Source organism: uncultured Jannaschia sp. (genome assembly GCF_947503795.1).
Taxonomy (GTDB): Bacteria; Pseudomonadota; Alphaproteobacteria; order Rhodobacterales; family Rhodobacteraceae; genus Jannaschia.
The window spans coordinates 627,237-651,462 of record NZ_CANNEZ010000001.1; the positions used below are offsets into that span (position 1 = coordinate 627,237).

Genomic DNA, 24,226 nt, shown 5'->3' on the forward strand with positions numbered 1-24,226 from the left:
CATGATATTGGTGCCGGGTTCCCGCGTTTGCGCATAACCCTCCTGCGCGCGTTCCGGTTCGCAGGCCGTCGGTCACCCGCTAGCGAGAGCGCGACGGGCGCAGGCATGCTGATACGCGAGCTGCCGCCCCGATCGCCACGCAACGAAAGGGAAAACGATGGGACTTCAGATGAATATCGGCGGCGGGCTCGTTCTGGCCGTCGTGCTCGCGGGCTGCGCGCCGCCGCAGGTCGCGCCCCGCATCGTGGCCGAGCCGGTTTTCAGCAAGATGGGGGCCGTCGTCGGTTGCACCGATGGCCGTGACCCGACACCGGTCGCCGGGACCGCGACCGTGCCGGTGAACCCCTGCCTCCCGCCGGAAGAATGCGAGCCGGGCACCACCGCGACGGCCGCGACATTGCCCTGTACCCCGCTGCCGAGCCGTGGCGACGATCGCGATAGCGGCACGCCAGCCGGCGGTGGCGGCACGCCCGGACGCGGACGTCCCTGAGCGAGGGGCCAATCGGGAAGGGGGTGGACGGACCCAAGCCGTCCATCCCCGTCTCGCGATCTCAAAAGATGCGGTCGCCCTGTTCGTCGATGACCTGCCGCGCCTTGGCGAGCGACGCGTCGATGGCGGTCTCCCAGTCCCGGATGGTGTCGGCGCGGATCAATTCGTGCTGCTGTCCATCCTTCTCGATCAGCGCCGCGATGCGGAATCCGTCCGACGTCTTCGTCGGCTGCGGCGTGATCGTGAAGCCCTGATATTCGGTCGTCGGTGTCGCGGGCGGCGAGGCACTGCCGCCGCCGAACAGGCGGGAGAGGATGGACATGACGCGGCTCCGGTAAGGGGATCGGGTGATCCGTCGAGTATAGGACGCCGCGCTGCGATTTGAAGTCGATGCCGGGTCGGATGGCCTGGGCGGCGAGGCCCGAACGCGAGCGGGCCGCCCCGAAGGCGGCCCGTCGATCACGCGGCTGCCCGAGTCTACTGGTCCAGGAACGAACGCAGCTTCCGCGACCGGCTGGGGTGCTTGAGCTTGCGCAGCGCCTTGGCTTCGATCTGCCGGATGCGTTCGCGGGTCACCGAGAACTGCTGGCCGACCTCTTCGAGCGTGTGGTCGGTGTTCATGCCGATGCCGAAGCGCATCCGCAGGACCCGCTCCTCGCGCGGGGTCAGCGAGGCAAGGACGCGCGTCGTCGTCTCCTTCAGGTTCTCCTGAATGGCTGAATCAAGCGGCAGGACGGCGTTCTTGTCCTCGATGAAATCGCCGAGCTGCGAATCCTCCTCGTCGCCGATCGGCGTCTCGAGCGAGATCGGCTCCTTGGCGATCTTCATCACCTTGCGGACCTTCTCGAGCGGCATCTGCAGCTTGGCCGCCAATTCCTCGGGCGTGGGCTCGCGACCGATCTCGTGGAGCATCTGGCGACCGGTCCGGACCAGCTTGTTGATCGTCTCGATCATGTGGACCGGGATGCGGATCGTGCGGGCCTGGTCGGCGATCGACCGGGTGATCGCCTGCCGGATCCACCACGTCGCATAGGTCGAGAACTTGTATCCGCGGCGATACTCGAACTTGTCGACGGCCTTCATCAGGCCGATATTGCCTTCCTGAATGAGGTCAAGGAATTGCAGGCCGCGGTTCGTGTATTTCTTGGCGATCGAGATCACGAGGCGCAGGTTCGCCTCGACCATTTCCTTCTTGGCCTGCCGGGCTTCCTTCTCGCCCTTCTGGACCTGGTTCACGATGCGGCGGAATTCGTTGATGTCGACGCCGACATATTGCCCGACCTGGGCCATGTCGCCGCGCAGCTCCTCGACCTTGTCGCGGTTCCGCTCGAACAGAGCCTGCCAGCCGCGACCGGTCTTTTCGGTCATGCGGTCGACCCAGCCGGGATCGAGCTCGTGGCCGCGATATTCCTCGATGAACTCCCGGCGGTTGATGCGGGCCTGGTCGGCCAGCTTCACCATGCCCGAGTCGATCGACATGATCCGGCGGTTGATGCCGTAGAGCTGGTCGATCAGCGCCTCGATGCGGTTGTTGTGGAGGTGAAGACCGTTCACCAGTTCCACGATCTCGGAGCGGAGTTCCTGATAGGCGTCCTCGGCCTTCGACGAGAACGTGTCATCCTCGTTGAGCGTTGCGCTGATACGCAGGTCCTGCATCTCGGCCAGCTTGGCGTAGTCGCCGGCGATAACGTCCAGCGTCTCGAGCACGCGGGGCTTCAGGGCCGCCTCCATCGCGGCCAGCGACATGTTCTGGCCCTCGTCCTCGTCGTCGTCCTCGTCGTCTTCAGTCGCGATTGGATTGCCGTCCGCGTCGAGTTCGGCCTTCGTCTCGCCGCTGGACGCGTTGTCGTTCGCGGGGGCGGTGGCACCGACCACGGGCGTCTCGCCCTCTTCCTCGAGCTGATCACCGAAGGTCGTCTCGAGGTCGATCACGTCCCGCAGAAGGATGTCCTCGGACAGGAGTTCGTCGCGCCAGATCGTGATGGCCTGAAAGGTCAGCGGGCTTTCGCAGAGCCCGAGGATCATGGTGTTCCGGCCGGCCTCGATGCGCTTGGCGATCGCGATCTCGCCCTCGCGGGACAGAAGCTCGACCGAGCCCATCTCGCGCAGATACATCCGCACCGGGTCGTCGGTGCGGTCGAGCTTCTGCTCGGTCGAATCGGTCGTGGCGACGTCGCCGCCCTTCTTCGAGGCGTCGACGACGGCGGTCGAACCCTCGGGCTTCGAGTCATCCTCGTCCTCGGCCTCCTCGGCCTCGACGATATTGATGCCCATCTCCGAGAGCATCGACATGACGTCCTCGATCTGCTCGGACGAGACCTGCTCGGGCGGCAGCACCTCGTTGAGCTGGTCGTAAGTGATATATCCCCGCGTCCGCGCTTCGGAGATCATGCGTTTGACGGCCGCCTGCGACATGTCGAGCGAGATATCGCCCTCGTTGTCCTGCGCTTTCTGGTCGTCCGTGTCCTTGGCCATCGCCTCGCGCTCCTTCGGGGAGTGGTTCTTATGGGCTGTCTCGACGAATCAGTAGACCGATTCGCCGGGAGCCGCATCCCGAATCACTTCTTCTTCGTTTTCTTCCAGACTTCTGTGTCCAGCAGGCCCTGCAGGTAATCCGACATTCCCGCAGCGTCCTCTCCGGTCGCATCATCCGTGGTTCGCGCCCTCTGGGCGGCATCGTGGCGGCGCGCGGCCTCGGCCAGGCGCCATGTCAGGGCCTCACCGGCCCCATCGTTGAAATCCTCCATCGCCTCGCGGCGTTCGCGGTCCGCACCGCGCCGGGCCGCCAGCCGCGTCACCGCATCCTCGACGCAGAGGCGTGCCGGTTCGGCGCCGCGACGGACGGGCGAGATGCGGACATGGCTTTGCGCCAGAAGCGATTCAAGGGTCTCGGGGTCGAGCCGGTCCTGCAACATGTCCGAATCGATGCCCGGTGGCATCCGCAGAAGGGCCGCGGCGAGCGATCCGTGTGGTCCCGACCAACTCATGGCCTCCAGACGATCGGCGAAGGTCTCGATCAGCTCGGGATGCAACACCAGCCCCGCGAGGATGACCTGCTCCAACACGAGGTCGGGGGCTGCGCCGGAGGCGAGCACGGAGCTGCGCGCACTGGTGCTGGCGGGTCGGGGGGCGTTGCGGCGCGCGCGAAACTCGGATGCGGGCACCCACGGACGGGCGGAGCGATCCGGCACGTCCGGCGGGGCGGGGGCCATGGGCGCGTCGAGCGGCAGGCCGAAGAGTTCGGCCCGACGCCGCTTGACGTCTTCGGCGTAGTGCTTGCGCAGGCGCGTGTCCTTGATGCGGCCGATCACGGCGAGAAGGTCTCGGTCGAGCGCGGCGCGCCGTTCTGGGCTGTCGAAGGACTTCCCCTCGATCTCGCGGGCCCAGAGCAGCGCCAGCATGGGCCGCGCGTCGTCGATGACGGCCTGCATCGCGGCGCGTCCCTCGGCGCGGATCAGGTCGTCGGGGTCCTGACCCTCCGGCAGCACCGCGAAGCGCAGGGAGTGCCCCGCCTCGATGAGCGGCAGCGCGAGGTCCGCGACCCTTAGGCCCGCGCGCTGGCCCGCCGCGTCGCCGTCGAGCGCGATCAGCGGCTCGGGGGTGACGCGCCACATCAGTTGAAGCTGCCGCTCGGTGACGGCGGTCCCCAGGGGCGCGACGGCGGCCTCGAAACCGGCCTGATGCAGCGCGATCACGTCCATGTACCCCTCGGCCACGAGGAAGGGCTGGCCCTGACCTGCGGCCGTGCGGGCGGGGCCGAGATTGTAGAGGTTGGCGCCCTTGTCGAAGAGCGCCGTCTCGGGCGAGTTCAGGTACTTCGCGGGCGAATTCGGGTTCATCGCGCGCCCGCCGAAGCCGATGCAGCGGCCGCGCGCGTCGCGAATGGGGAAGATGATGCGGTTGATGAAGCGGTCACGGCGGCGGCCGTCCTCTTCGGCCACGCCAAGACCCGCGCCCTCGATCAGGTCCCAGGCGATGCCTTGGTTCTGTAGATGCTGCAGCAACGCGTCGCCAGTGTCCGGCGCGTACCCCAGCTCGAACGTCTCTTGTGATGTCTCCGTTAGCGCGCGTCCCGCGAGGTAGTCCCGTGCACCGGCGGCGGCGTTCGTGCGGAGCTGCAGGCGGAACCATTTGACTGCCAGTTCCGTGACCTCGGCCAGTCGCGTTCGCAGATCGGCCTTCTCGGCGGCGCGGGGGTCCTTGGCGGGCATCTCCATCCCGGCTTCGGCGGCGAGGATCTCGACCGCTTCCATGAAGCCCACGTTCTCGGTCTCCTGCACGAAACCGAACAGGTTGCCCTTCGCCTGGCAGCCGAAGCAGTAATAGAACCCCTTCCGGTCATCGACGTGAAAGCTGGCCGTCTTCTCCTGATGGAACGGGCAGGGCGCCCACCAGTCGCCCTTGGCCTGGTTGGTCTTCTTCATATCCCAGACGACTTTCCGCCCGACCACGGCCGATAGGCTCAGCCGGTTGCGGAGATCGTCGAGGAAACTGTCGGGCAGGCGCATGGCCTAGATATCGGGTCGCGCCGGTGGAGAGTCGAGGGGCGCTCGCGGTGCTCAGGCGTCGCGCCGCGCAGCGACACCCTTCATCGCGCGCTCGATCTCGTGAACGGCGCTGGCCGCCATCGACCGGAACACCATGATGCGAAACGTGTTCGGCCCGATGCGGTGGAACAGCGCGTTCATGTGGCCGAGCAGACTGCGCGCCGTGTGGCCGGGCTTCAGGATCGCGGGGTTCAGGTCGAGCGGCGTGAGTCGGGCGAGAACGTCTGCCGCATCCGGCCCGTCCAACCGCATCACGCACCACGCATCGGTCTGGTCGCAGCCAACCGTCCCGTTGGGTGGGTCCACGGGGCCGAAGGCCATGGCCTGTCTTCGTCCCGACCAGAGCAGCGTCGCTTCGCCCTGCGTCGCCGTCTCCCCCGGCGCGGGCAGGTCTGCGCCGTCCGACAAGGCCGAGAGCGCGGTAATCGCCTCCGGCCATTCTTCGGTCAGCGCACACTGACCGATTGTTTGGGGCAGCAATCCTTCGGCAGGCGAGCGTGCGGTGAGATCAGCCACGGGCGCGTCCTCCGTCGGGGTCGAACTGGACCGGATCGACGATCACCACCTCGCTTGAATTGTCGTTCAGGCGGTCGACCAGTTCCAGCCGCTCGCCGATCCGCGCCCGTCCGTTGCGCACGAACCCCAGCGCGATGTGCCCGCCCAGCGCGGGCGAGATGCAGGGCGAGGTGACGTAGCCCTGATCGTTGGCCGGGATGATGTCGGCGTCTTTGGTAAACAGATGCGCGCCGGCGGTGATGAAGCTGTCCTCCTCGGCCCCGCGCAGGCCGACCAGCTCCTCGCGGTCGGTCAGCATGGCCGGCCGGCGGGATGCGTCCTTGCCGATGCAGTCCTTCTTGGCGCTGATCATGCGGTCCATTCCGATGTCGAAGGCGGTGACGCGGCCCGTGATCTCGGCATGGGTGATGAAGCCCTTCTCGATCCGGAGCACGTTCAGCGCCTCCATCCCGTAGGCGCCGCCGCCGAGGGCTTCGGCGCGGGTGACCAGATCGTCGTAGAGCGCAGCACCATAGCGCGACGGCACCGCGATCTCGTAGGCATGCTCGCCCGAGAAGGAGATGCGGAAGAGACGGCCCGGCACGCCATGCACCGTGACCGGCCCGCAGCCCATGAAGGGGAAGGTCTCGTCGGTGACCGGCTCGGCCACGAGGCCCGCCACCAGCTCTCGCGCCTTCGGGCCCGCGACCGAGAACTGCGCCCAGGCTTCGGTTGCCGAGACGATGCCGACGCGCCAGTCGGGGTGCAGGCACTGCGTGACGAATTCCAGATGGCGCATGACCTGACCGGCGGCGGCGGTGGTTGTCGTCATCACGTAATGCTCGGGGCCAAGGCGCGCGGTGGTGCCGTCATCCATGACGAACCCGTCCTCGCGCAGCATCAGTCCATACCGCGCGCGGCCCTCCTTCAAGGTCGAGAACATGTTGGTGTAGACGAAATCCAGAAGGGCGGCCGCGTCCGGGCCCTGGATGTCGATCTTGCCCAGCGTGCTGACATCGGCGACACCCACCGTCTCGCGCACCATCGCGGCTTCGCGGCTGCAGGCGGCGCGCCAGTCCTCGCCGTCCTTCGGGAACCAGCCGGGGCGATACCAGAGGCCGGTCTCGATCATCGGTGCCCCGCGGGCCGCGCTGGCCGCATGGCTGGTGGTCAGCCGCTCGGGCGCGAATCCCGCGCCGGTGGCGCCCGCGCCCATCGCACCCATCGGGACGGGCACGAAGGGTGGACGGAAGGTCGTGGTGCCGGTCTCGGGGATGCTGCGCCCGGTCGCGTCCGCGAGGATCGCCAGCGCCGCGACGTTCGAGGTCTTGCCCTGATCGGTCGCCATGCCCTGCGTGGTGTAGCGCTTCATGTGCTCGACCGAGGCGAAGTTCTCGCGCGCGGCCTGGACCACGTCCTTGGTCGTGACGTCGTTCTGGAAATCGAGCCAAGCGCGGTGCCGGGCCGTCTTCGGCGCGTCCACGGCCCAGAGCGGCGCGATACCGCCCGCCGTCTGCGGCGCGTCTGGCAGGGTCACGGGCGTGATCGTGCCCGTCATCGACCCGAGGGCGCGCGCCGCCGCGTCCTGCCCACCGGACAGCGCAGCGGCGGTCGAGAAATCTCCGTTCGCGGCACCCGCGACCTCGAGCCCCGGAACCGCGTCGGGGGTGGGGCGGAAGGCGGCGATGGCATCGTCCCAGACGGGGCGGGCGCCGGTATGGCACGTCAGATGGACGGACGGGTTCCAGCCGCCGGACACCCCGAGGATGTCGCAGTCGATCCGATGCGCGCCGCCGCCCGCACGGCGAACCGTGATGCCGGTCAGCCCGAGGCGGCCATGGGCGCGGGTGACATGGCCCCGAATGACCTCGTAGTCGCCCCGCGCCTCGACCCCCTCGCGCGGATCGATCACGGCGGCGCCGCGCACGCCCGCGTCGATCAGGTCGGTCGCGGTGCGGTGGGCGTCGTCGTTGTTGGCGAAGATCGCGACGCGCGCGCCGCCGACCGCGCCCCAGCGGTTGAGATAGGCGCGGACGGCCCCCGCGAGCATCACGCCGGGCCGGTCGTTCATCGGGAAGGCGATGGACCGCTCCAGCGCGCCCGCCGCCAGCACCGCGCGCCGCGCCGAGATCCGCCAGAAGCAGTCGCGCGGCAGGTCGGGATGGGGCTGGGCGATGTGGTGCGACACCCGCTCCAGCGCGCCGAAGGTGCCGCCGTCATAGGCGCCGGTCACGGTGGTGCGGGTCATCACGCGGACGCCCGCATCCCGGAGCGCGTCCGCCTGCACGTCGATCCAGGTGGTGGCGGGTTTCCCGGCCAGCGTCTCGGTCTCGCACAGGAGGCGCCCGCCCAGCCGGTCGCCCTCGTCACAGAGGATGACGTCGGCACCTGACCGGGCCGCGGTGAGCGCGGCGACGAGGCCCGCAGGCCCACCGCCGATGACGAGGAGATCGCAATGCGCGAACGCCTTCTCGGAGCGCCACGGATCGGGCGCGCCCGAGAGCGCGCCGAGGCCCGCCGCGCGGCGGATGATCGGCTCGTAGAGCTTTTCCCAGGCCGCGCGGGGCCACATGAACGTCTTGTAGTAGAACCCGGCGCCGAGGAACGGCGCGGCGAGGTCGTTGACCTCCATCGCGTCGAATTTCAGCGAGGGCCAGGCGTTCTGGCTGCGGACCTGAAGGCCGTCGAACACCCCCTGCGTGGTGGCGCGCACGTTCGGGATGGCATGGGCGCCGGAATGGGTCGTGACCAGCGCGTTGGGCTCGGCGCTGTCATGGGTCAGGGGGCCGCGCGGGCGGTGATACTTGAAGCTTCGGCCCATGAGCCGCGTTCCCTCGGCCAGGAGCGCCGACGCGACGGTGTCGCCTGCGCGCGCCTCCACGACGCGGCCGTCGAAGGTGAAGCGCAGGCGCGCGTCGCGGTCGATCAGGCCGCCGGTCTCGGTCCTCATGCCGCGCCCTCCCGCGCGAGGTGGACAGACCGGATCTCGTGGGTGACGGTGTCGCGCTCGACCAGGAGCCATGCGCCGCACCCGGCCTCGTGCTGCCAGAGGTCGCGGGTCGGCCCGGCGGGGTTGTCGCGGTTGTGCAGGTAGTCGTCCCAGGCGGCGACAGGCGCGCCCGCCTCGGGCCGGTCGAGATAGGTCTCGTGACCGAGATAGTAGAACTCGCGGCGATCCCGGTCGCCACAGAGCGGACAGGTCAGGCGCATGGCGGAGCTCCCCTGTGTGCCGCGGACTCGCCCGCGGCGGGTCCGGAGCCGGACGCGATATGTGGACCTGTTGCCATCAATGAAGATTGTGCTGCGATCCGGTCGCTTCTTCGTCGATCATGTCGCCACGGGCGAACCGGTCGAGACGGAAGCGTGCGGCGGGCGCGTGATGATTGCCGGTGGCGATCAGGTGCGCGGTCGAGAAGCCCGAGCCGGGGACGGCCTTGAACCCGCCATAGCACCAGCCCGCATTGACGATCAGGCCGTCCACGGGTGCGTGGTCGATGATGGGCGAGCCGTCGGGCGTCATGTCCATGATCCCACCCCAACTCCGCAGCATCCGGGCCTGTCCGATCATCGGCATCATCGCGATCCCGGCCTCCATGACATGTTCGGCCATGGGCAGGTTCCCGCGGGCGGCATAGCTGGCGTAGAAGTCGAGATCGCCGCCGAAGACGAGGCCGCCCTTGTCGGACTGGCTGATGTAGAAATGACCCATGCCGAAGGTCACGACATGGTCGAGGCAGGGCTTCAGCCCCTCGGTCACGAAGGCCTGGAGGATATGGCTTTCGATCGGCAGGCGCAGCCCCGCCATCGCGGCCGTCTGGCTGGAGCGGCCGGCGGTGACCAATGCCACCTGCTTGGCCCGGATCGCCCCGCGCGAGGTCTTGACGCCGCGCACGCGCCCGCCCTCGATGTCGATGCCCGTGACCTCGCAGTTCTGGATGATGTCGACGCCGCGCATGTCGGCGCCCCGCGCGAAGCCCCAAGCCACCGCATCGTGGCGCGCGGTGCCGCCCCGCCCGTGATAGAGCGCGCCGAGAACCGGGAAGCGGGCGTTGTCGTGGTCGAGCATCGGCAGGCGGGCGCGGACGTCGTCGCGGCTGAGGAGCTCGGCGTCGTCGCCCTGGGTCACCATGGTGTTGCCACGGCGGACATAGGCGTCGCGCTGCCCGTCGGAGTGAAAGAGGTTGTAGATGCCGCGCTGGGACATCATCGCGTTGTAGTTCAGCTCCTGCTCGAGCCCCTCCCAGAGCTTGAGGGAATGGGAATAGAATTGGGAGTTGCCGGGCATCCCGTAATTGGCGCGCACGATCGTGGTGTTCCGGCCCACGTTGCCGCCGCCGATATACCCCTTCTCGAGGACGGCGACATTGGTGATGCCGTGTTCCTTGGCCAGGTAGAACGCGGTCGCGAGCCCGTGGCCGCCGCCGCCGACGATGACGACGTCATAGGCGTCCTTCGGCTCGGGCGAGCGCCAATGGGGCGTCCAGCCCGTGTTGCCGCGCAGGCCCTGGCGAAGGATTTCTAAGGCGCTGAAGCGCATCTGGCGTGATCCCCGGTCGTCCCTCGGGGCAGCCTAGCGGCAGGGCGGGTCGGGGCAAGCCCCCGGCGGCGACACGGGGCGGTCGATCTGCGACTGCGCCGGGTGTCAGGTGCGACGATATTCCGCTTCCGATGTCGCGATCTCAATCGTCGTCATCGTCATCGTCATCGTCGCCACGGTCGCGGTCACCCGTTTCGGCCGCGCCTCCGGCATCGGCGACTTGCTGGGGCTGGCTGCCGATGAAGGCGAACCACCATTCGGCGAGACGCGCCCAGAAGCCGGACTGCGTTTCGTCGCCCGCGGCAATCGCGTCCTGATAGGCCGCGTTTGCGGCCGCGATGACCTCGGCGGAGGTCTCTTCCTCGTAGGCGGCCTCGGTCGCGGCGACGACCGCGGGCGACGTGAGGTCCATGCCGCAACCGATGCCGGCGGCGGTCAGGATGCTGAAGCTGTTGCCCATGTCGGGCCCCGCCTCGGAGCAGTCTCCGCTGATGCTGACGTCGGCCACGCCGGTGGGCAGGACGGTCGGGTCCATGTCGAGCCGCGGCCAGTACCGCTGCCGGGTCGTCACGAAAGTGTCGAAGACGCGCGGCTCGATGCCCATGCCGTAGAAGGCTTCGAACTCGGTATAGGTCTCGACGGCCACGACCCGCTCGTTGGCGGCAAGCGTCGGGATGCGTGGCAGGAACTTCAGAAGACGCGTGTCGGTAAGCGCGGGGTTGCCCTCGCTGGCATAGGACCAGATGACGGCGAGCTTATCACCCTGGCGCTGGATCTCGCTGACGCGGATCCACGACTTGCCTTCCGAGAAGGTCATCGTCTCGAACATGTCGGTCATGCCCTGAAGCTGCGCCGGCGTGGTCGAGGAATTGGTGATCCGCGAGAGCACGTCGCCCAGCGCATAGGCCGCCTTCACCGTCGCGCCTTCCTTCCGGTAGGCGTCGAAATAGGAGAACCCGGCGAGGAACGCGACGATGAGAGCGGGCATCATCACGGTCGCCTCGACCGAGACGGCGCCGTCGTCGCGGCGCAGAAACGCCGGAACGGGCAGGCGATCGAACAGGCGGCGCATCACACGGGCTCCACGATGAAGGCGGTCGAGGTGACCATGCGGATGGTGCCGTCGATATCGTTCACGAGATCGGCGCCGAGGCCGAACGGAATGATGGGGTCGACGGAATAGCAGGCGCGCATCAGGATCAGCTTCTCGGCGCGGTTCGTCACGTAGGCGGCCGTTTCGGTGCCCGCGACGCTGAAGTCCTGGCAGGGCGTGTCGGAGGTCGGCATGGCCATCGTCGCGACGTTGATCTGGGTCAGCTCGACCAACAGGTTCGACTGGCAATTGGGCAGGATCCGCGCGCGCGCACAGATCTCGTCGCGCAGGTCGTCCTGGGAGATCGAGCCGACGCCGTCGAGGCGGATGTCGCGCGTGGCCATGTCGACGCCACGCTCCAGCATGACCTGCCGCGTCATCAGCATCGAGGTCTCGAAGGACGCGAGGAAGATGCCCAGGAAGACGGGCAGCAGGATCACGAACTCGACCGTGGCCCCGCCCCGTTCGCGGGCGGAATCCGGGTGGTCGTCATCGCCCAGGCCGACGCTCCGGTCGAACCGGTTCATCACCGGTGTGGCGATCAGGCTCCAGATCGCGCCGATGGTGCGTAGGATGCGGCTCGCACTCATTGCGTGAGCCTCAGGCGGTTCATTGAGGTGAAGATCTCGTCGAAGGCGCTGGCGGGATCGAGGCCGTTCACGTCGAAGTAATTGCCTGCGTAGTCGTCGCCCGCACAATCGCGCATCGCATCTTCGCCCTCCGAGGGGGCGCTGACGGCGATCGTGTAGATGATGATGCCCGCATCGCGCGCGGCCTTGCATGCCGCCGAGAGGTTGTCATCCGCGACGGTCGCGTTGGCGACGTTCTCGTAGGCATAGCGATAGGTCTGACGGTCGGACCAGGGCATTCCGTTGGTCAGTCGCGCGTAGATGTAATCCGTCGATATCAGGGAATAGAGGTCGGAATTGTCGATCTCGACAGCGTTCGAACCACCGTAGGGCGTGCTGCGATACTCGTCGTAATAGCCCTTGCGGCGGACCATGTAGCTGTTGTTGGTCGGCGACCAGATGGACAGGATCGTGTCCGACCCGAGCTTCTTGTCAAAGGACTTGGCCGGGTAGGGGCGCGGCTCGCCGTTCTTGTTCAGCCCGAAGACGAGCCCGGCATAGGGCGGGGTCGGCGGCGTGGCGTCGGGATCGACGAGACAGGTGCCGTCTTCGTTGAGGCTCGTCGTGTACGTGGTATCGCCGCCCCGTCCGTGACCATAGGCGTGTCCCGACGCGCCGATCGCGCAGTCGCCGGTCTCGTTTTCCGAGGGCCAGAAGGGGCTGTCCGAACTGATCGCCCAGTCGGGATTGTAGGCAAAGATACCCGACCCGCCGGTCCGCTGGGCGTCCTTCAGGTCGTATTGGTTCGTGTTCTTGCCGTCCGTCATCACGACCATCACCTTGCGGACGCCGGGCGTGCGGTGGTCGTACGGGCGACCGGTGAAGATCGAGGGCACATCGCCATCCGCGATCATCGACGAGGCTTCTTCGCGCAAGGTCGGGTCGAGCAGGGCCAGACCCCACTTCACGCCCAGATCCATGGCGGTATTGGAATGCGCGGTCAGGCTGTTGATATGGGCCGTGATTGCACCCACGTCGTTCGACCAAGGCAGGATCCGGCCTTCGTCGCTCGCCTGGCATTGCGGCCGTGCCACGAGGCCTGTCGCGTTGCCGTCATCGTCGTCGGTCCACGGGTCGAAATGCGCCAGACGCTGCAGGACTGTGCCCGCGGCGATGCCGGTGCTGGTGTATTCGGTTCCATCGAAGATGACGCAGTTCGAGTTCGCGTGTTCGCCCGTCAGACGAAACTTCGACGCCAGATCCTCGCCCAGATTGACGACGTGGTTATACGGCACGACCGAGATCGTCGTGACCTGTTCACGGTCCTTCAGAAGCTTGGTGACGAAGTCGTTCGCCGCCGTCTTGAGGTTGGTCAGCTTGCTGCCGCCCATCGAGCCGGACCGGTCGAGCACGAGCGCGATCTCGATCTCGGTCTGCTCTTCCTTGGCCTCGGACGAGACCGGCGTGATGATCGTGTCGACGCCCAGCATGTTCATGAAGAGGCTCTGGGTCTCGACCTCGGAGGCGACGGCGATGCGGCTGTTGAAGCCGTTATTCTCGGAGATGACGCGCACCGCGTCCTCGGGATAGCCGGCGGCGCGCAGGTAGTCCTGCACGATCTCGCGGCCGTCGCGCGTGTTGTCCAGCGAACCCGCGGCGAGCACGGCGCGATCGACGGTATATTGCAGCTCGGTGCGGTTCACCTCGGCGCGCATCAGGTCGAGCGCGATGCCGCCCCCGACCAGCATCAGGATGAAGATGAACAACCCGAAAATGGTCATCGCACCGTCTTCCGATGCGTGAAACGCGTCTTGAGGTCGGGTGGACATGGCCAAGGTCGCCTTTCCGCCGGGTATGACACCCCCGGTGCAATAGTTAACGAATCAAGGCGGACAGCGTGCCCGCGACGATTTTTATGTCAGGCCGATGCGGAGGATAGCGGGCAGATTTGTGGTGTTTCGATGGCCGGATCGGTCGAATTGAGAACAGTCCGCCGCGGAATGGTTCTGTCGTTTCCGGATCGGGCCGTTAGGGTCACCCCATTGGCGGAATGATCCGTCGAAGGGAGGACAGGAATATGGCGGACATGCACGGCGGTTTCAGCGCATCTGTTAACGCAATGTACGATCAGGCGGTGGCCCTGATGGATCTGAGCCCCGGACTCGCGCAGAAGATCCGGGTCTGCAACGCGACCTACACCGTGCGCTTCGGGGTCCGCCTCCGGGGGGCGATCCATACGTTCACCGGCTATCGCTCGGTCCATTCGGAGCACATGGAGCCCGTGAAGGGCGGCATCCGCTATTCCCTCGCGGTGCATCAGGACGAGGTCGAGGCGCTGGCCGCGCTGATGACCTACAAATGTGCCCTGGTCGAGACGCCGTTCGGCGGCTCGAAGGGCGGGCTGTGCATCGATCCGCGCGAATGGGAGCCGCATGAGCTCGAACAGATCACCCGCCGCTTCGCCTACGAGCTGATCAAGCGCGACATGATCAACCCCGCCCAGAACGTGCCCGCCCCCGATATGGGTACGGGCGAGCGCGAGATGGCGTGGATCAGCGACCAGTATCAGCGGATGAACACCACCGACATCAACGGCCGCGCCTGCGTCACCGGCAAGCCGCCCCATGCGGGCGGCATCGCCGGTCGGGTCGAGGCGACGGGCCGGGGCGTGCAATATGCCTTGCAGGAGTTCTTTCGCCATCCCGAGGACATCGCCAAGGCGGGGCTTTCGGGCACGCTCGACGGCAAGCGCGTCGTGGTGCAGGGCCTTGGCAATGTGGGCTGGCACGCGGCGCAGTTCCTCTCGACCGAGGACGGCTGCAAGATCACCGCGGTGATCGAGCGGGACGGGGCCGTCCAATCCGATGACGGCCTCGATGTCGAGGCGCTCCGCGCGCATATCCAGTCGACCGGCGGCGTGAAGGACTTCCCCGGTGCCACCTACGAGGCGGACGGCTCGAAGCTTCTGGAGGCCGAGTGCGATATCCTCATCCCGGCGGCCCTCGAGGGCACCATCCACGAGGGCAACGCCGCCCGCGTGCAGGCGCCGCTCATCATCGAGGCGGCCAACGGGCCCGTCACCGCCGAGGCGAACGCCATCCTTCTCGAGAAGGGCACGGTCATCATTCCCGACCTCTACGCCAATGCGGGCGGCGTGACGGTCAGCTATTTTGAATGGGTCAAGAACCTCAGCCATATCCGCTTCGGCCGGATGCAGCGCCGCGCCGAGGAGGCGCGCCACCACGTCCTCGTCAACGAGCTGGAGCGGCTGTCGAAGAACCGCGACGTGGCCTGGACCCTCTCGGACGACTTCAAGAAGAACTACCTGCGCGGCGCGGGCGAGCTCGAGCTCGTGCGCTCCGGCCTCGATGACACGATGCGCGGCGCCTACCAGTCGATGCGCGAGGTCTGGCATGACCGAAGCGACGTCCACGACCTGCGGACGGCCGGCTTCATCGTCGCCATCAGCCGGATCGCCGCCACCTATCAGGCCAAGGGCCTCTGACGGGCGCGCGGTCGCGGTCGCACCGCCTTCCATCCCCCCGGTCCGTCCCCTAGACCGGATGGATGGAAAGCTTTCTCGTCCAGGCGGCGATCTACCTCGCGGCGGCCACGCTCTGCGTGCCGCTTGCGGTGCGCTTCGGCTTGGGCTCCGTCCTCGGCTACCTGATGGCGGGCATCCTGATCGGCCCGGTCGCGGGTCTTGTGGGATCCGAAACCGAGAGCCTTCAGCACTTTGCCGAATTCGGCGTTGTGATGCTGCTCTTCGTGATCGGCCTCGAACTCGAACCGCGGGCGCTGTGGGACATGCGGATGCGGCTCGTCGGGCTCGGGGTGGGGCAGGTCGCGTTGACCATGGCTGCCGTCGCCGGGATCGCGGTGGCCTTCGGCTTCGCCTGGCAGACGGCGACCGCCATCGGCATGGTCTTCGCGCTCTCCTCGACGGCCATCGTGATGCAGACCTTGCAGGAGCGGAACCTGACCGCGACGCGCGGCGGCCGCTCGTCCTTTTCGGTGCTGCTCGCTCAGGACATCGCGGTGATCCCGATGCTGGCGCTGATGCCGCTGCTGGCGCTGGCACCGGCGGCGGTCGGCGGCGGCGATCATGCGGAACCGGCCATCGGCGACGGGTCGGCGGCGACCATGGCCGCGGATGTCGGCCACTGGGTGGACACGCTGCCCGCCTGGGGTCTGACCGCGCTGACGGTGGCGGCGGTCGCCTTCGTGATCGGGGCGGGTGTCTTCCTGACGCGTCCGATCTTCGCCTTCGCCGGACAGGCCCGCCTGCGCGAGATGCACACCGTCGTGTCCCTGCTCTTCGTGATCGGGGTCGCGGTCCTGATGATCCTCGTCGGGCTGTCGCCCGCGCTGGGCACTTTCCTCGCCGGCGTCGTCCTCGCCAATTCCGAGTTCCGGCACGAGCTCGAGGCCGATATCGAACCCTTCAAGGGTCTCCTTCTCGGGCTCTTCTTCATCACCGTGGGCGCGGGCATCGATTTCGGCACCTTCCTTGCGCAGCCGATCGTCATCCTCGGGGTGACGCTGGGGCTGATCGCGCTCAAGGCTATCATCCTCTTCGCGCTGGCCATCGCCGCGCGGCTGAGGGGCACCGATCGCATCCTCTTCACCCTGTCGCTGGCGCAGGCGGGCGAATTTGGCTTCGTGCTCGTCTCGGTCGGGGTGTCGGACGGGGTGTTCGGTCGCGAGCTGTCGGGCGTCCTGCTGCTGGCGATCGCGCTCTCGATGCTGGCGACGCCGCTCCTCTTCATCCTGCACCAGAAGCTCACCGAGCGGATGCAGACCGGCGAGAGCCATCCCGACGACGAGATCGACGAGGAGGGGCATTCCGTCATCATCGCCGGTGTCGGGCGCTTCGGGCAGGTCGTGCACCGGATGCTGCAGGCGGCGGGCGTCAGGGCCGTCGTGCTCGACCGCGACATCGAGACGATCCGGCTGCTGCGCAGCTTCGGGATCAAGACCTATATGGGCGACCCGACCCGGCCCGAACTGCTGGAGGCGGCGGGGCTGGCGACAGCGAAGGTGCTGGTGATCGCGCTGGACGACCGGGCCGACGCGGTGCGGCTGACCAAGCTCGCGCGGGCGTCGAACCCCGATATCCACATCGTCGCGCGGGCCTATGACCGGGTTCATGTCTACGAGCTTTGGCGGGCGGGCGCGCGGCAGATCGTCCGCGAGATGTTCGACTCGAGCCTGCGGGCCGGGCGCTACGTGCTTGAGGATCTGGGCTGGTCCGAGACCGAGGCGTTCCAGGCCCGCGAGGCGTTCTTCCGTCACGATCGCGAGGCGCTGAAGGACCTCGCCTCTCTGTGGGAGCCGGGCCTCCCGATCGACCAGAACCCGGCCTATCGGGCGCGGGCGCAGGAATACAATCGCGACCTTGAAAGCGCGCTCCTGTCGCGGTTCGGCGAGGATGCCGAGGCCGTCGCCGCCGAGGCCGAGCCGCTGCCCGAGCCGCCCGCTCCCCGCCCGTCCGGGGCCTAGATCGGCAGTGGTCCGTCGCGTTTGGGCTGAGCCATGACGATCTGGCTCTGGACCCGTGCGACGGCGGGATGGGGCAACAGGACGTTGTGCACGAGGTCGTTCAGGCTTCCGAGGTCCGGGCACCAGACCCGCAGAAGGTAGTCGGCCTCGCCCGTCAGGGTCCAGACAGAGGCCACGCGCGGCTCGGTCTCGAGTTGGCGCAGAAGGGCGCGCGCGCCTTCGGGGGCGTGGCTCGCCATCTGGACCTGCACGAAGGCCTGCACGTCGAGCCCGAGCCGCGTCGGGTCCAGCCGCGCCGTGATCGACCGGATGTAACCTTCCGCCTCCAGCCGCGCCCGCCGTCGCCGCACCTGGCTGGCCGAAAGGTTCAGCCGCTCCGCCAGACGGTCCGAGGCGAGGCTTGCGTCGCGTTGCAGAAGGTCGAGCAGGTTGCGGTCGATAGCGTCCATCACCGCAGGATGCACAGTTTGCGCAGCTATGTCCATTTACGTGCGCTGAGCGGTCGGCTTTGAGGTAGAGAATGGCACAGATTGCGCAGCCTGCGCCCGGCGGATGGCCTATATCATCCGAAAGAGGAGATGTCCCATGGGTCCGTTCCCCCACCACGCCCCGTATGCCGAGATCAGCGACGCCAATCCGGCGGGCACCGACGGGTTCGAATTCGTCGAGTTCGCGCATGAGGATCCGCAGGCCCTGCGCGATCTCTTCACGCGGCAAGGCTACGCCCATGTCGCGACCCACAAGACCCGTGCGGTCGAGGTCTGGCAGCAGGGCGACATCACCTATCTCATCAATGCCGAACCGGGCAGCCACGCGATGGATTTCGTGGCCGAGCACGGCCCCTGCGCCCCTTCGATGGGCTGGCGCGTCGCAGACGCCGACCACGCCTTCCGCCATGCCGTCGAGAAGGGTGCCGAGCCCTACGAGGGGACGGGCAAGGTGATGAACGTGCCCGCGATCGTCGGCATCGGCGGCAGCCTGATCTACTTCATCGACCAGTATCGCGACGCCTCGCCCTACAACGCCGAGTTCGAGTGGATCGCGCAGGCGCATCCCGAAGGCGTCGGCTTCCACTACCTCGATCACCTGACGCACAACGTCCACAAGGGGAACATGGATGTCTGGTTCCGCTTCTACGGCGAGCTATTCAACTTCCGCGAGATCCGGTTCTTCGATATCGAGGGCAAGTTCACCGGACTCCTGAGCCGCGCGCTGACTTCGCCTTGCGGCCGTATCCGCATCCCGATCAACGAGGACCGGGGCGAGACGGGGCAGATCGTCGAATACCTCAAGCGCTACAAGGGAGAGGGCATCCAGCACATCGCGGTTGGGGCCAAGGACATCTACGCCGCCGTCGACGCCATCGCCGAGAACGGCGTCACCTTCATGCCGAAGCCGCCCGAAACCTACTATCCGCTGTCGCGGGAGCGCGTGACGGGTCACGAGGAGCCGCTCGACGCGCTCGAGAAGCACGGCATCCTGATCGACGGCGAAGGCGTCGTCGGCGGGGGCGAGACGCGCATCCTGCTGCAAATCTTCTCCAAGACCTGCATCGGGCCGATCTTCTTCGAGTTCATCCAGCGCAAGGGCGATGACGGCTTCGGCGAGGGCAACTTCAAGGCTCTGTTCGAGGCCATCGAGCAGGACCAGATCGAGCGCGGCGTCCTGAACGGCTGAGCGCGGTCGCGGGGCGGGTGCCCGCGCGCCCGAGCCACGGCCCCGACCGCGCCGTTCGATCCGTCGAATTTGCGGGATTCCGGGTTTTCTTGGAACCTTAGACCACGCGCTCCCGTTCGTCTTGTGAACCACCGAGTCGGGGCCGCGGTGCCTCGTCACGCCCGCATCTGCCGCACCGGACCAGACCGAGATTGCGGGTCCAGTCGCGGCTCCGCTCGGTGGTTTCGACCAAGATCGGCCCCCCGGCCATCGCGTGACCCGTCGCGCCCGAGACCGGGATTCGGCCCATCGACTCCGGGCGCTTCCCGGTGGTTGTGCGGTGCGGGGAGTGTCCGTTTGAGCGGCGCCCCGGTCTGATACAGGCCGGGGCGTTTGTTCGTCCGGCCGTCCGATCCCGAACCTCCCGAGAAAAATCGTCCACCGCCGCGTAGGGCCGGGGGATCGCCTGCGTATCCCTTTGTAGCCGGCGCGCGTCATACGCGGGGCGGGACCATCCAACCGGGTCGCGGCGCGACCCCCAGGCGAGGACATGACATGTTCAGATCGACCCTCATCGCGGCCACCGCCCTTCTGATCGGTGCGGCGGCCCAGGCCCAGACCGTGACCGTAACCAACTCCAACGGCGGCAGCGTCGTCACCGACCGGAGCTGCGCCCCGAGCGGCGGCCGCACGCTCGATTGCGTGGCGACATCAACGATCACGGGCCGCGAGGGGCGCGTGTTCCTGCGCGACCGCACCTGGTCGGGCAACCGGAGCGGCGCGACCGGCAGCACGGTGCTGACCGACGCGCAGGGCCGGACCTATCTGCGCGACCGGACCCGCGTGTCCAGCCCGGCCTCCGGCACGGTCGTCACCCAGCGCACCGGACCCCGCGGCAACACCGAAACCCGGACCGTTACGCGCACGCGCTGAGCGCAGCCCGGTCGAAGACGAGGCTGGCCCCGGCGGGCGGAGCCGTGGATGCTGGGGCGAACCGGAGGGGGCGGCTTGGCAGAGGCGACCGAGACGGAGACCCGAGCCCAAGCCGCCCTCGCCGCACTTGCGGCGGGGGAGACGGGGGCGTTGGACGACTTGATGTCGCTGCTCGGGGCGCCGATGACCGGGTTCCTCGCGCGCTTTCTGGGGTCCGACGACGCGGCCCGCGACTGCACGCAGGACGTCTTCCTCGCGATCTGGAGGTCCGCCGCGCGGTACGATCCCGCGCGAGGCGGCGCGCTCTCATGGATCTACGCCATCGCGCGCAACAAGGGCCGCGACGCGCTGCGCCGCCGCCGCCTGCGACAGGTGATCGGCCTCGAGCCTCTGGGCGATGTGCTGGCCAGCGACGCGCCGGGTCCCGAGCGGGTGGCGATGGCGCGAAGCGACGTGGACAGGACGCGCGCCGTGATCCACGATCTGCCCGATCGGCAGCGCATGGCCCTTCTGATGTCGGTCGTGGCCGGGCTCAGCACGGCGGAGATCGGGTCGGCGATGGGCCTGTCGAACGGGGCGGTGGAGCAGCTTCTGGTGCGCGCGCGGCGACGCCTGCGCGACGTGCTGAGCGGGGAGGGCAAACGGGATGACGGGTGAACGGGATCGGGGAACACTTGACGGGCTGGTCCGCCGGGCAAGCGCCGCCGCGCCGCCGGATCGACCGCTTCCAAGGCCCGCGCGCCGGGGACCGGACCCGGCGGTCGCGATCACGGTCCTGCTCGTCGTGCTGCTGTTCGGAGCCGCGCTTCTGGCCGCCTACGCGCTCGACCCGGTGGACCTCCTCCAGAGCATCGCGACGGGCGCCGGGGTGATGCCATGAGGTCGGAGCGCGCCATTCGCATCGGACTGCGCGTCGTGCTGGCAGTGTCACTTCTGCTGAACGCGGCGGCGCTGGGCGCGGTCTGGGCCGTGCTGTCCTTCCGCGCCGACTATAATTTCGAGAACGTCGCCCTGCCGCGCCCCGAGCGTCGTGCCATCCGGGCCGCGATCCGGGACCGGCGGGACGAGGTGCGCGCCCCGCTAATGGCGGTGGCCGCGGCGCGCCGGGCCTTCGTGGCCGCCGCCGAGGCCGAACCCTACGATCCCGCCGCGGCGCGCGCGGCACTGGCCGAGGTGCGGCAGCGCTCCACCGAATTGCAGAGCGCGCTCCAGGGCATCATGCTCGACGCCCTGGAGGCCGACCGCTAGTCGATCTTGGGCATCAGCGTGTCGAGCGAGGCCTTGGCGTCGCCGTAGAACATCCGCGTGTTGTCCTTGTAGAAGAGCGGGTTCTCGATCCCCGAATAGCCGGTTCCCTGACCGCGCTTGGACACGAAGACCTGCTTGGCCTTCCACACCTCCAGCACCGGCATCCCCGCGATGGGAGAGTTCGGGTCGTCCTGCGCCGCCGGGTTCACGATGTCGTTCGAGCCGATGACGATCACCACGTCGGTGTCGGGGAAGTCGTCGTTGATCTCGTCCATCTCGAGCACGATGTCGTAGGGCACCTTTGCTTCGGCCAGAAGCACGTTCATGTGGCCGGGCAGGCGGCCCGCGACCGGGTGGATCGCGAAGCGCACGTTCTTGCCCTTGGCGCGCAGCTTGCGGGTCAGTTCGGCCACCGCCGACTGCGCCTGCGCCACCGCCATGCCGTAGCCCGGCACGATGACGACGCTATCGGCCTCGTTCAGCGCGGTGGCCACGCCATCGGCATCGATGGCGACCTGCTCTCCCTCGACCGCCATCTGCTCGCCCGCGGGGCCGCCGAAGCCGCCAAGGATCACGCTGACGAAGGACCGGTTCATGGCCTTGCACATGATGTAGCTGAGGATCGCGCCCGAGGAGCCGACCAGCGCGCCGACCACGATCAGGAGATCGTTGCCCAGCGAGAAGCCGATCGCGGCGGCGGCCCAGCCCGAGTAGCTGTTCAGCATCGAGACGACGACCGGCATGTCCGCGCCGCCGATCCCCATGATGAGATGGTAGCCGATGAAGAGCGCGGCCAGCGTCAGGATCGCGAGGGCCAGGGCGCTCCCCGATCCGAGATACCAGACGAGGCAGATCACCGAGATCGCCGCCGCCGCAGCGTTCAGGGCGTGGCCGCCCGGCAGCTTCTTGGCCGCCGTGTCGATCTTGAAGGGCAGGAGGCTCGAGTTGCCCGACAGCTTGCCGTAGGCCACGACCGAGCCCGTGAAGGTGATCGCGCCGATCCAGACCCCGAGGGCCAGTTCGATCTGCAGGATCGTGATCTCGACCGGGATCTTCTTGGCGACGACCGTGCCGAAGCCGCGGAATTGGTCGACCACGAGGGCCGAGGCCAGCGCCACGTCGGGCGCCTCGGCGTAGCCGCGCGGGAACGGGAGGCCGGCCTCGGCGAAGGCCGCGGCGACGCGCCCGATCTCGATATGGGCGTTGAGGCCCACGAAGACCGCCGCGAGGCCCACGAGCGAGTGCATCGCGGCCACGAGCTCGGGCATCTGGGTCATCTGGACGCGTGTGGCCAACAGGTAGCCGATCGCGCCGCCGAGCCCGATGAGGATGATCGAGAGCGGCCAGAGCCCCGCGCCGGGCCCGACGATGGTGGCGATGACGGCCAGCGCCATCCCGACGATGCCATACCAGATGGCGCGCTTGGCGCTTTCCTGGCTCGACAGACCGCCGAGCGAGAGGATGAAGAGGACGCCTGCGACGACATAGGCCGCGTTGGTGAATCCGAGTTCCATGATGCGTGCCCCTTACGACTTCTGGAACATGGCGAGCATGCGCCGTGTCACGAGGAAGCCGCCGAAGATGTTGATGCCGGCCATGAAGACCGAGAGCGCGGCGAGGATGATCACGAGCCACGAGCCGCTGCCGATCTGCAGGAGCGCGCCGAGGATGATGATCGAGGAGATAGCGTTGGTGACGGCCATCAGCGGCGTATGCAGCGAATGCGCGACGCCCCAGATCACCTGGAAGCCCACGAAGCAGGCCAGCGTGAAGACGATGAAATGCTGCATGAAGCTGGCCGGGGTGAAGAGCCCGGCCAGCAGCAGGAGCGCGCCGCCGACGGCCAGCAGGCCGACCTGGAACTTCGTCTCGGACTGGAAGGCGGCGACTTCGTTGGCGCGCTTCTCCTCGGGCGTCAGCTCCTTGGGCTTTTCCCTCTTCTGCACGGCGATCGCCGCGACCTTGGGCGGGGGCGGGGGCCATGTCGTCTCGCCGGAATGCGCGATGGTCGCGCCTCGGATGACGTCGTCTTCCATGTTGTGCACGACCTGTCCGTCCTTCTCGGGGGTCAGGTCGGCGATCATGTGGCGGATGTTGTTGCCGTAGAGCGTCGAGGATTGCGCGGCCATCCGGCTGGGGAAGTCGGTATAGCCGACGATGGTGACGCCGTTCTCGGTGACGATCTTCTCGTCCTTGACGGTCAGCTCGCAATTGCCGCCGCGCTCGGCGGCGAGGTCGACGATGACCGAGCCGGGCTTCATCGCCTTGACCATGTCCTCGGTCCACAGGACCGGCGCGGGGCGGTTGGGGATCAGCGCCGTCGTGATGACGATATCCATATCGGGCGCAAGCTCGCGGAACTTCTCGAGCTGCTTGGCCTGAAATTCGGGGCTGGAGGGCGGGGCGTAGCCGCCGGACTCGGCGCCGTCCGGCAGCTCGCTGTCCTCGAATTCGAGATAGACGAACTCGGCGCCCATCGATTCGATCTGCTCGGCCACCTCGGGGCGGACGTCGAAGGCGTAGGTGATCGCCCCCAGCGACGTCGACGTCCCGATGGCTGCAAGGCCCGCGACGCCCGCGCCGACGACCAGCACCTTGGCCGGGGGCACCTTGCCCGCCGCCGTCACCTGCCCCGTGAAGAACCGGCCGAAATTGTTGCCCGCCTCGATCACGGCGCGATAGCCCGCGATATTGGCCATCGACGAGAGCGCGTCCATCTTCTGCGCGCGGCTGATGCGGGGGACCATGTCCATCGCGACGACGCTGGCACCCTTGTCGCGCGCCAATTCCATCAGCGCCTCGTTGGAGCCAGGATAGAAGAACGAGATCAGAGTCTTGCCGTGGGTCAGGCGCTTGACCTCGGTCTCGGATGGCGGCTGCACCTTGACGATGACGTCGGCCATCTTGAAGATCTGCGCGCCGGTCTTGACGACCTCGACATCGGCCGCGCGGTAAGCGTCGTTCGTGAAGCCCGCCGCCTCGCCCGCGCCGCTCTCGATCAGCACCTCGTGGCCGAGCTTCTGGAGATGCCCCGCGCTTTCGGGCGTGATGGCGACGCGGTTCTCGCCGGGCTGGACCTCTTTCGGTGCGCCGATCTTCATTGCATGTTCTCCCCGAGGCGTGACGTGCTGTGCGTCCATATAGGCGGCTGCAACC

The 24,226-nt window shown here is 67.8% G+C and carries 21 protein-coding genes; 8 read left to right on the forward strand and 13 right to left on the reverse strand.

Annotated features, from left to right (window positions below; genetic code table 11):
- Positions 1-157: 157 nt before the first annotated feature.
- Positions 158-490: a hypothetical protein gene (locus Q0833_RS03300; RefSeq protein ID WP_298430232.1), complete on the forward strand. Its 333-nt coding sequence runs from the start codon at positions 158-160 to the stop codon at positions 488-490.
- Positions 491-551: 61 nt separating this feature from the next.
- Here Q0833_RS03300 and Q0833_RS03305 read toward each other — a convergent pair whose 3' ends face one another.
- The 10 genes from Q0833_RS03305 to Q0833_RS03350 all read right to left on the reverse strand — a co-directional run bounded on the left by Q0833_RS03305 (position 552) and on the right by Q0833_RS03350 (position 13,512).
- Positions 552-812, reverse strand: coding sequence for an HlyU family transcriptional regulator (locus Q0833_RS03305; RefSeq protein ID WP_298430234.1), 261 nt, complete (start codon positions 810-812; stop codon positions 552-554).
- A gap of 155 nt (positions 813-967) precedes the next feature.
- Entirely contained in the window at positions 968-2,965 is a 1,998-nt protein-coding gene (gene rpoD / locus Q0833_RS03310) for an RNA polymerase sigma factor RpoD (protein WP_298430236.1), read from the reverse strand.
- Positions 2,966-3,048: 83 nt separating this feature from the next.
- The gene (gene dnaG / locus Q0833_RS03315; RefSeq protein ID WP_298430239.1) at positions 3,049-4,998 is read right to left on the reverse strand and encodes a DNA primase; all 1,950 of its coding nucleotides are present in this window, start codon (positions 4,996-4,998) and stop codon (positions 3,049-3,051) included.
- Between the two features lie 51 nt (positions 4,999-5,049).
- Entirely contained in the window at positions 5,050-5,553 is a 504-nt protein-coding gene (locus Q0833_RS03320) for a sarcosine oxidase subunit gamma (RefSeq protein WP_298430241.1), read from the reverse strand.
- Positions 5,546-8,482: a sarcosine oxidase subunit alpha family protein gene (locus Q0833_RS03325; RefSeq protein WP_298430243.1), complete on the reverse strand. Its 2,937-nt coding sequence runs from the start codon at positions 8,480-8,482 to the stop codon at positions 5,546-5,548. The genes Q0833_RS03320 and Q0833_RS03325 overlap by 8 nt, the downstream gene beginning before the upstream one ends.
- Positions 8,479-8,742 carry a sarcosine oxidase subunit delta gene (locus tag Q0833_RS03330; protein ID WP_298430245.1) on the reverse strand — a complete coding sequence of 88 codons (264 nt, stop codon included), beginning with the start codon at positions 8,740-8,742 and terminating at the stop codon, positions 8,479-8,481. Before Q0833_RS03330 ends, Q0833_RS03325 begins: the two co-directional genes overlap by 4 nt.
- A gap of 76 nt (positions 8,743-8,818) precedes the next feature.
- The gene (locus Q0833_RS03335; protein WP_298430247.1) at positions 8,819-10,069 is read right to left on the reverse strand and encodes a sarcosine oxidase subunit beta family protein; all 1,251 of its coding nucleotides are present in this window, start codon (positions 10,067-10,069) and stop codon (positions 8,819-8,821) included.
- Between the two features lie 142 nt (positions 10,070-10,211).
- Positions 10,212-11,141, reverse strand: a complete 930-nt coding sequence (locus Q0833_RS03340; protein ID WP_298430249.1) for a hypothetical protein — start codon at positions 11,139-11,141, stop codon at positions 10,212-10,214.
- Entirely contained in the window at positions 11,141-11,752 is a 612-nt protein-coding gene (locus Q0833_RS03345; protein WP_298430251.1) for a TadE/TadG family type IV pilus assembly protein, read from the reverse strand. Before Q0833_RS03345 ends, Q0833_RS03340 begins: the two co-directional genes overlap by 1 nt.
- Entirely contained in the window at positions 11,749-13,512 is a 1,764-nt protein-coding gene (locus Q0833_RS03350) for a VWA domain-containing protein (RefSeq protein ID WP_298430253.1), read from the reverse strand. Before Q0833_RS03350 ends, Q0833_RS03345 begins: the two co-directional genes overlap by 4 nt.
- A gap of 296 nt (positions 13,513-13,808) precedes the next feature.
- On the opposite strand from Q0833_RS03350, the gene Q0833_RS03355 reads away from it, so the two are divergent.
- Together Q0833_RS03355 and Q0833_RS03360 are read left to right on the forward strand one after the other, a co-directional pair.
- On the forward strand, positions 13,809-15,236 hold the full coding sequence (locus tag Q0833_RS03355; RefSeq protein ID WP_298430255.1) for a Glu/Leu/Phe/Val dehydrogenase dimerization domain-containing protein: 1,428 nt from the start codon (positions 13,809-13,811) through the stop codon (positions 15,234-15,236).
- Between the two features lie 62 nt (positions 15,237-15,298).
- Positions 15,299-17,233: a cation:proton antiporter gene (locus Q0833_RS03360; RefSeq protein ID WP_298430257.1), complete on the forward strand. Its 1,935-nt coding sequence runs from the start codon at positions 15,299-15,301 to the stop codon at positions 17,231-17,233.
- On the opposite strand, the gene Q0833_RS03365 is transcribed toward Q0833_RS03360, so the two are convergent.
- A complete protein-coding gene (locus Q0833_RS03365) occupies positions 17,230-17,685 on the reverse strand; it encodes an Lrp/AsnC family transcriptional regulator (protein ID WP_298430259.1) in 456 nt (151 codons plus the stop codon). The two genes, Q0833_RS03360 and Q0833_RS03365, sit on opposite strands and share 4 nt — an antisense overlap.
- 133 nt (positions 17,686-17,818) lie before the next feature.
- On the opposite strand from Q0833_RS03365, the gene hppD reads away from it, so the two are divergent.
- From hppD to Q0833_RS03390, 5 genes are all read left to right on the forward strand, one after another.
- A complete protein-coding gene (gene hppD / locus Q0833_RS03370) occupies positions 17,819-18,910 on the forward strand; it encodes a 4-hydroxyphenylpyruvate dioxygenase (RefSeq protein ID WP_298430261.1) in 1,092 nt (363 codons plus the stop codon).
- A gap of 534 nt (positions 18,911-19,444) precedes the next feature.
- Entirely contained in the window at positions 19,445-19,822 is a 378-nt protein-coding gene (locus tag Q0833_RS03375; RefSeq protein ID WP_298430263.1) for a hypothetical protein, read from the forward strand.
- Positions 19,823-19,897: 75 nt separating this feature from the next.
- Entirely contained in the window at positions 19,898-20,479 is a 582-nt protein-coding gene (locus Q0833_RS03380) for a sigma-70 family RNA polymerase sigma factor (RefSeq protein ID WP_298430265.1), read from the forward strand.
- Positions 20,469-20,702 (forward strand): hypothetical protein, encoded by a 234-nt coding sequence (locus Q0833_RS03385; protein WP_298430267.1) that lies wholly within the window; start codon positions 20,469-20,471, stop codon positions 20,700-20,702. Before Q0833_RS03380 ends, Q0833_RS03385 begins: the two co-directional genes overlap by 11 nt.
- The gene (locus tag Q0833_RS03390) at positions 20,699-21,070 is read left to right on the forward strand and encodes a periplasmic heavy metal sensor (protein ID WP_298430269.1); all 372 of its coding nucleotides are present in this window, start codon (positions 20,699-20,701) and stop codon (positions 21,068-21,070) included. Before Q0833_RS03385 ends, Q0833_RS03390 begins: the two co-directional genes overlap by 4 nt.
- Here Q0833_RS03390 and Q0833_RS03395 read toward each other — a convergent pair.
- Together Q0833_RS03395 and Q0833_RS03400 are read right to left on the reverse strand one after the other, a co-directional pair.
- Positions 21,067-22,584 (reverse strand): NAD(P)(+) transhydrogenase (Re/Si-specific) subunit beta, encoded by a 1,518-nt coding sequence (locus tag Q0833_RS03395; protein WP_298430271.1) that lies wholly within the window; start codon positions 22,582-22,584, stop codon positions 21,067-21,069. The two genes, Q0833_RS03390 and Q0833_RS03395, sit on opposite strands and share 4 nt — an antisense overlap.
- 12 nt (positions 22,585-22,596) lie before the next feature.
- Entirely contained in the window at positions 22,597-24,171 is a 1,575-nt protein-coding gene (locus Q0833_RS03400) for a Re/Si-specific NAD(P)(+) transhydrogenase subunit alpha (RefSeq protein WP_298430273.1), read from the reverse strand.
- Positions 24,172-24,226 lie beyond the last annotated feature (55 nt).

Bases quoted from the DNA above. Each gene is read 5' to 3' on its own strand.
- Q0833_RS03340 (WP_298430249.1), bottom strand. From the start codon at position 11,141: ATGCGCCGCCTGTTCGATCGCCTGCCCGTTCCGGCGTTTCTGCGCCGC.
- Q0833_RS03350 (WP_298430253.1), bottom strand. From the start codon at position 13,512: ATGACCATTTTCGGGTTGTTCATCTTCATCCTGATGCTGGTCGGGGGC.
- hppD (WP_298430261.1), top strand. From the start codon at position 17,819: ATGGGTCCGTTCCCCCACCACGCCCCGTATGCCGAGATCAGCGACGCC.
- Q0833_RS03390 (WP_298430269.1), top strand. From the start codon at position 20,699: ATGAGGTCGGAGCGCGCCATTCGCATCGGACTGCGCGTCGTGCTGGCA.
- Q0833_RS03385 (WP_298430267.1), top strand. From the start codon at position 20,469: ATGACGGGTGAACGGGATCGGGGAACACTTGACGGGCTGGTCCGCCGG.
- Q0833_RS03305 (WP_298430234.1), bottom strand. From the start codon at position 812: ATGTCCATCCTCTCCCGCCTGTTCGGCGGCGGCAGTGCCTCGCCGCCC.
- Q0833_RS03335 (WP_298430247.1), bottom strand. From the start codon at position 10,069: ATGCGCTTCAGCGCCTTAGAAATCCTTCGCCAGGGCCTGCGCGGCAAC.
- Q0833_RS03325 (WP_298430243.1), bottom strand. From the start codon at position 8,482: ATGAGGACCGAGACCGGCGGCCTGATCGACCGCGACGCGCGCCTGCGC.
- Q0833_RS03400 (WP_298430273.1), bottom strand. From the start codon at position 24,171: ATGAAGATCGGCGCACCGAAAGAGGTCCAGCCCGGCGAGAACCGCGTC.
- Q0833_RS03300 (WP_298430232.1), top strand. From the start codon at position 158: ATGGGACTTCAGATGAATATCGGCGGCGGGCTCGTTCTGGCCGTCGTG.
- dnaG (WP_298430239.1), bottom strand. From the start codon at position 4,998: ATGCGCCTGCCCGACAGTTTCCTCGACGATCTCCGCAACCGGCTGAGC.
- rpoD (WP_298430236.1), bottom strand. From the start codon at position 2,965: ATGGCCAAGGACACGGACGACCAGAAAGCGCAGGACAACGAGGGCGAT.
- Q0833_RS03330 (WP_298430245.1), bottom strand. From the start codon at position 8,742: ATGCGCCTGACCTGTCCGCTCTGTGGCGACCGGGATCGCCGCGAGTTC.
- Q0833_RS03345 (WP_298430251.1), bottom strand. From the start codon at position 11,752: ATGAGTGCGAGCCGCATCCTACGCACCATCGGCGCGATCTGGAGCCTG.
- Q0833_RS03355 (WP_298430255.1), top strand. From the start codon at position 13,809: ATGGCGGACATGCACGGCGGTTTCAGCGCATCTGTTAACGCAATGTAC.
- Q0833_RS03360 (WP_298430257.1), top strand. From the start codon at position 15,299: ATGGAAAGCTTTCTCGTCCAGGCGGCGATCTACCTCGCGGCGGCCACG.
- Q0833_RS03395 (WP_298430271.1), bottom strand. From the start codon at position 22,584: ATGGAACTCGGATTCACCAACGCGGCCTATGTCGTCGCAGGCGTCCTC.
- Q0833_RS03375 (WP_298430263.1), top strand. From the start codon at position 19,445: ATGTTCAGATCGACCCTCATCGCGGCCACCGCCCTTCTGATCGGTGCG.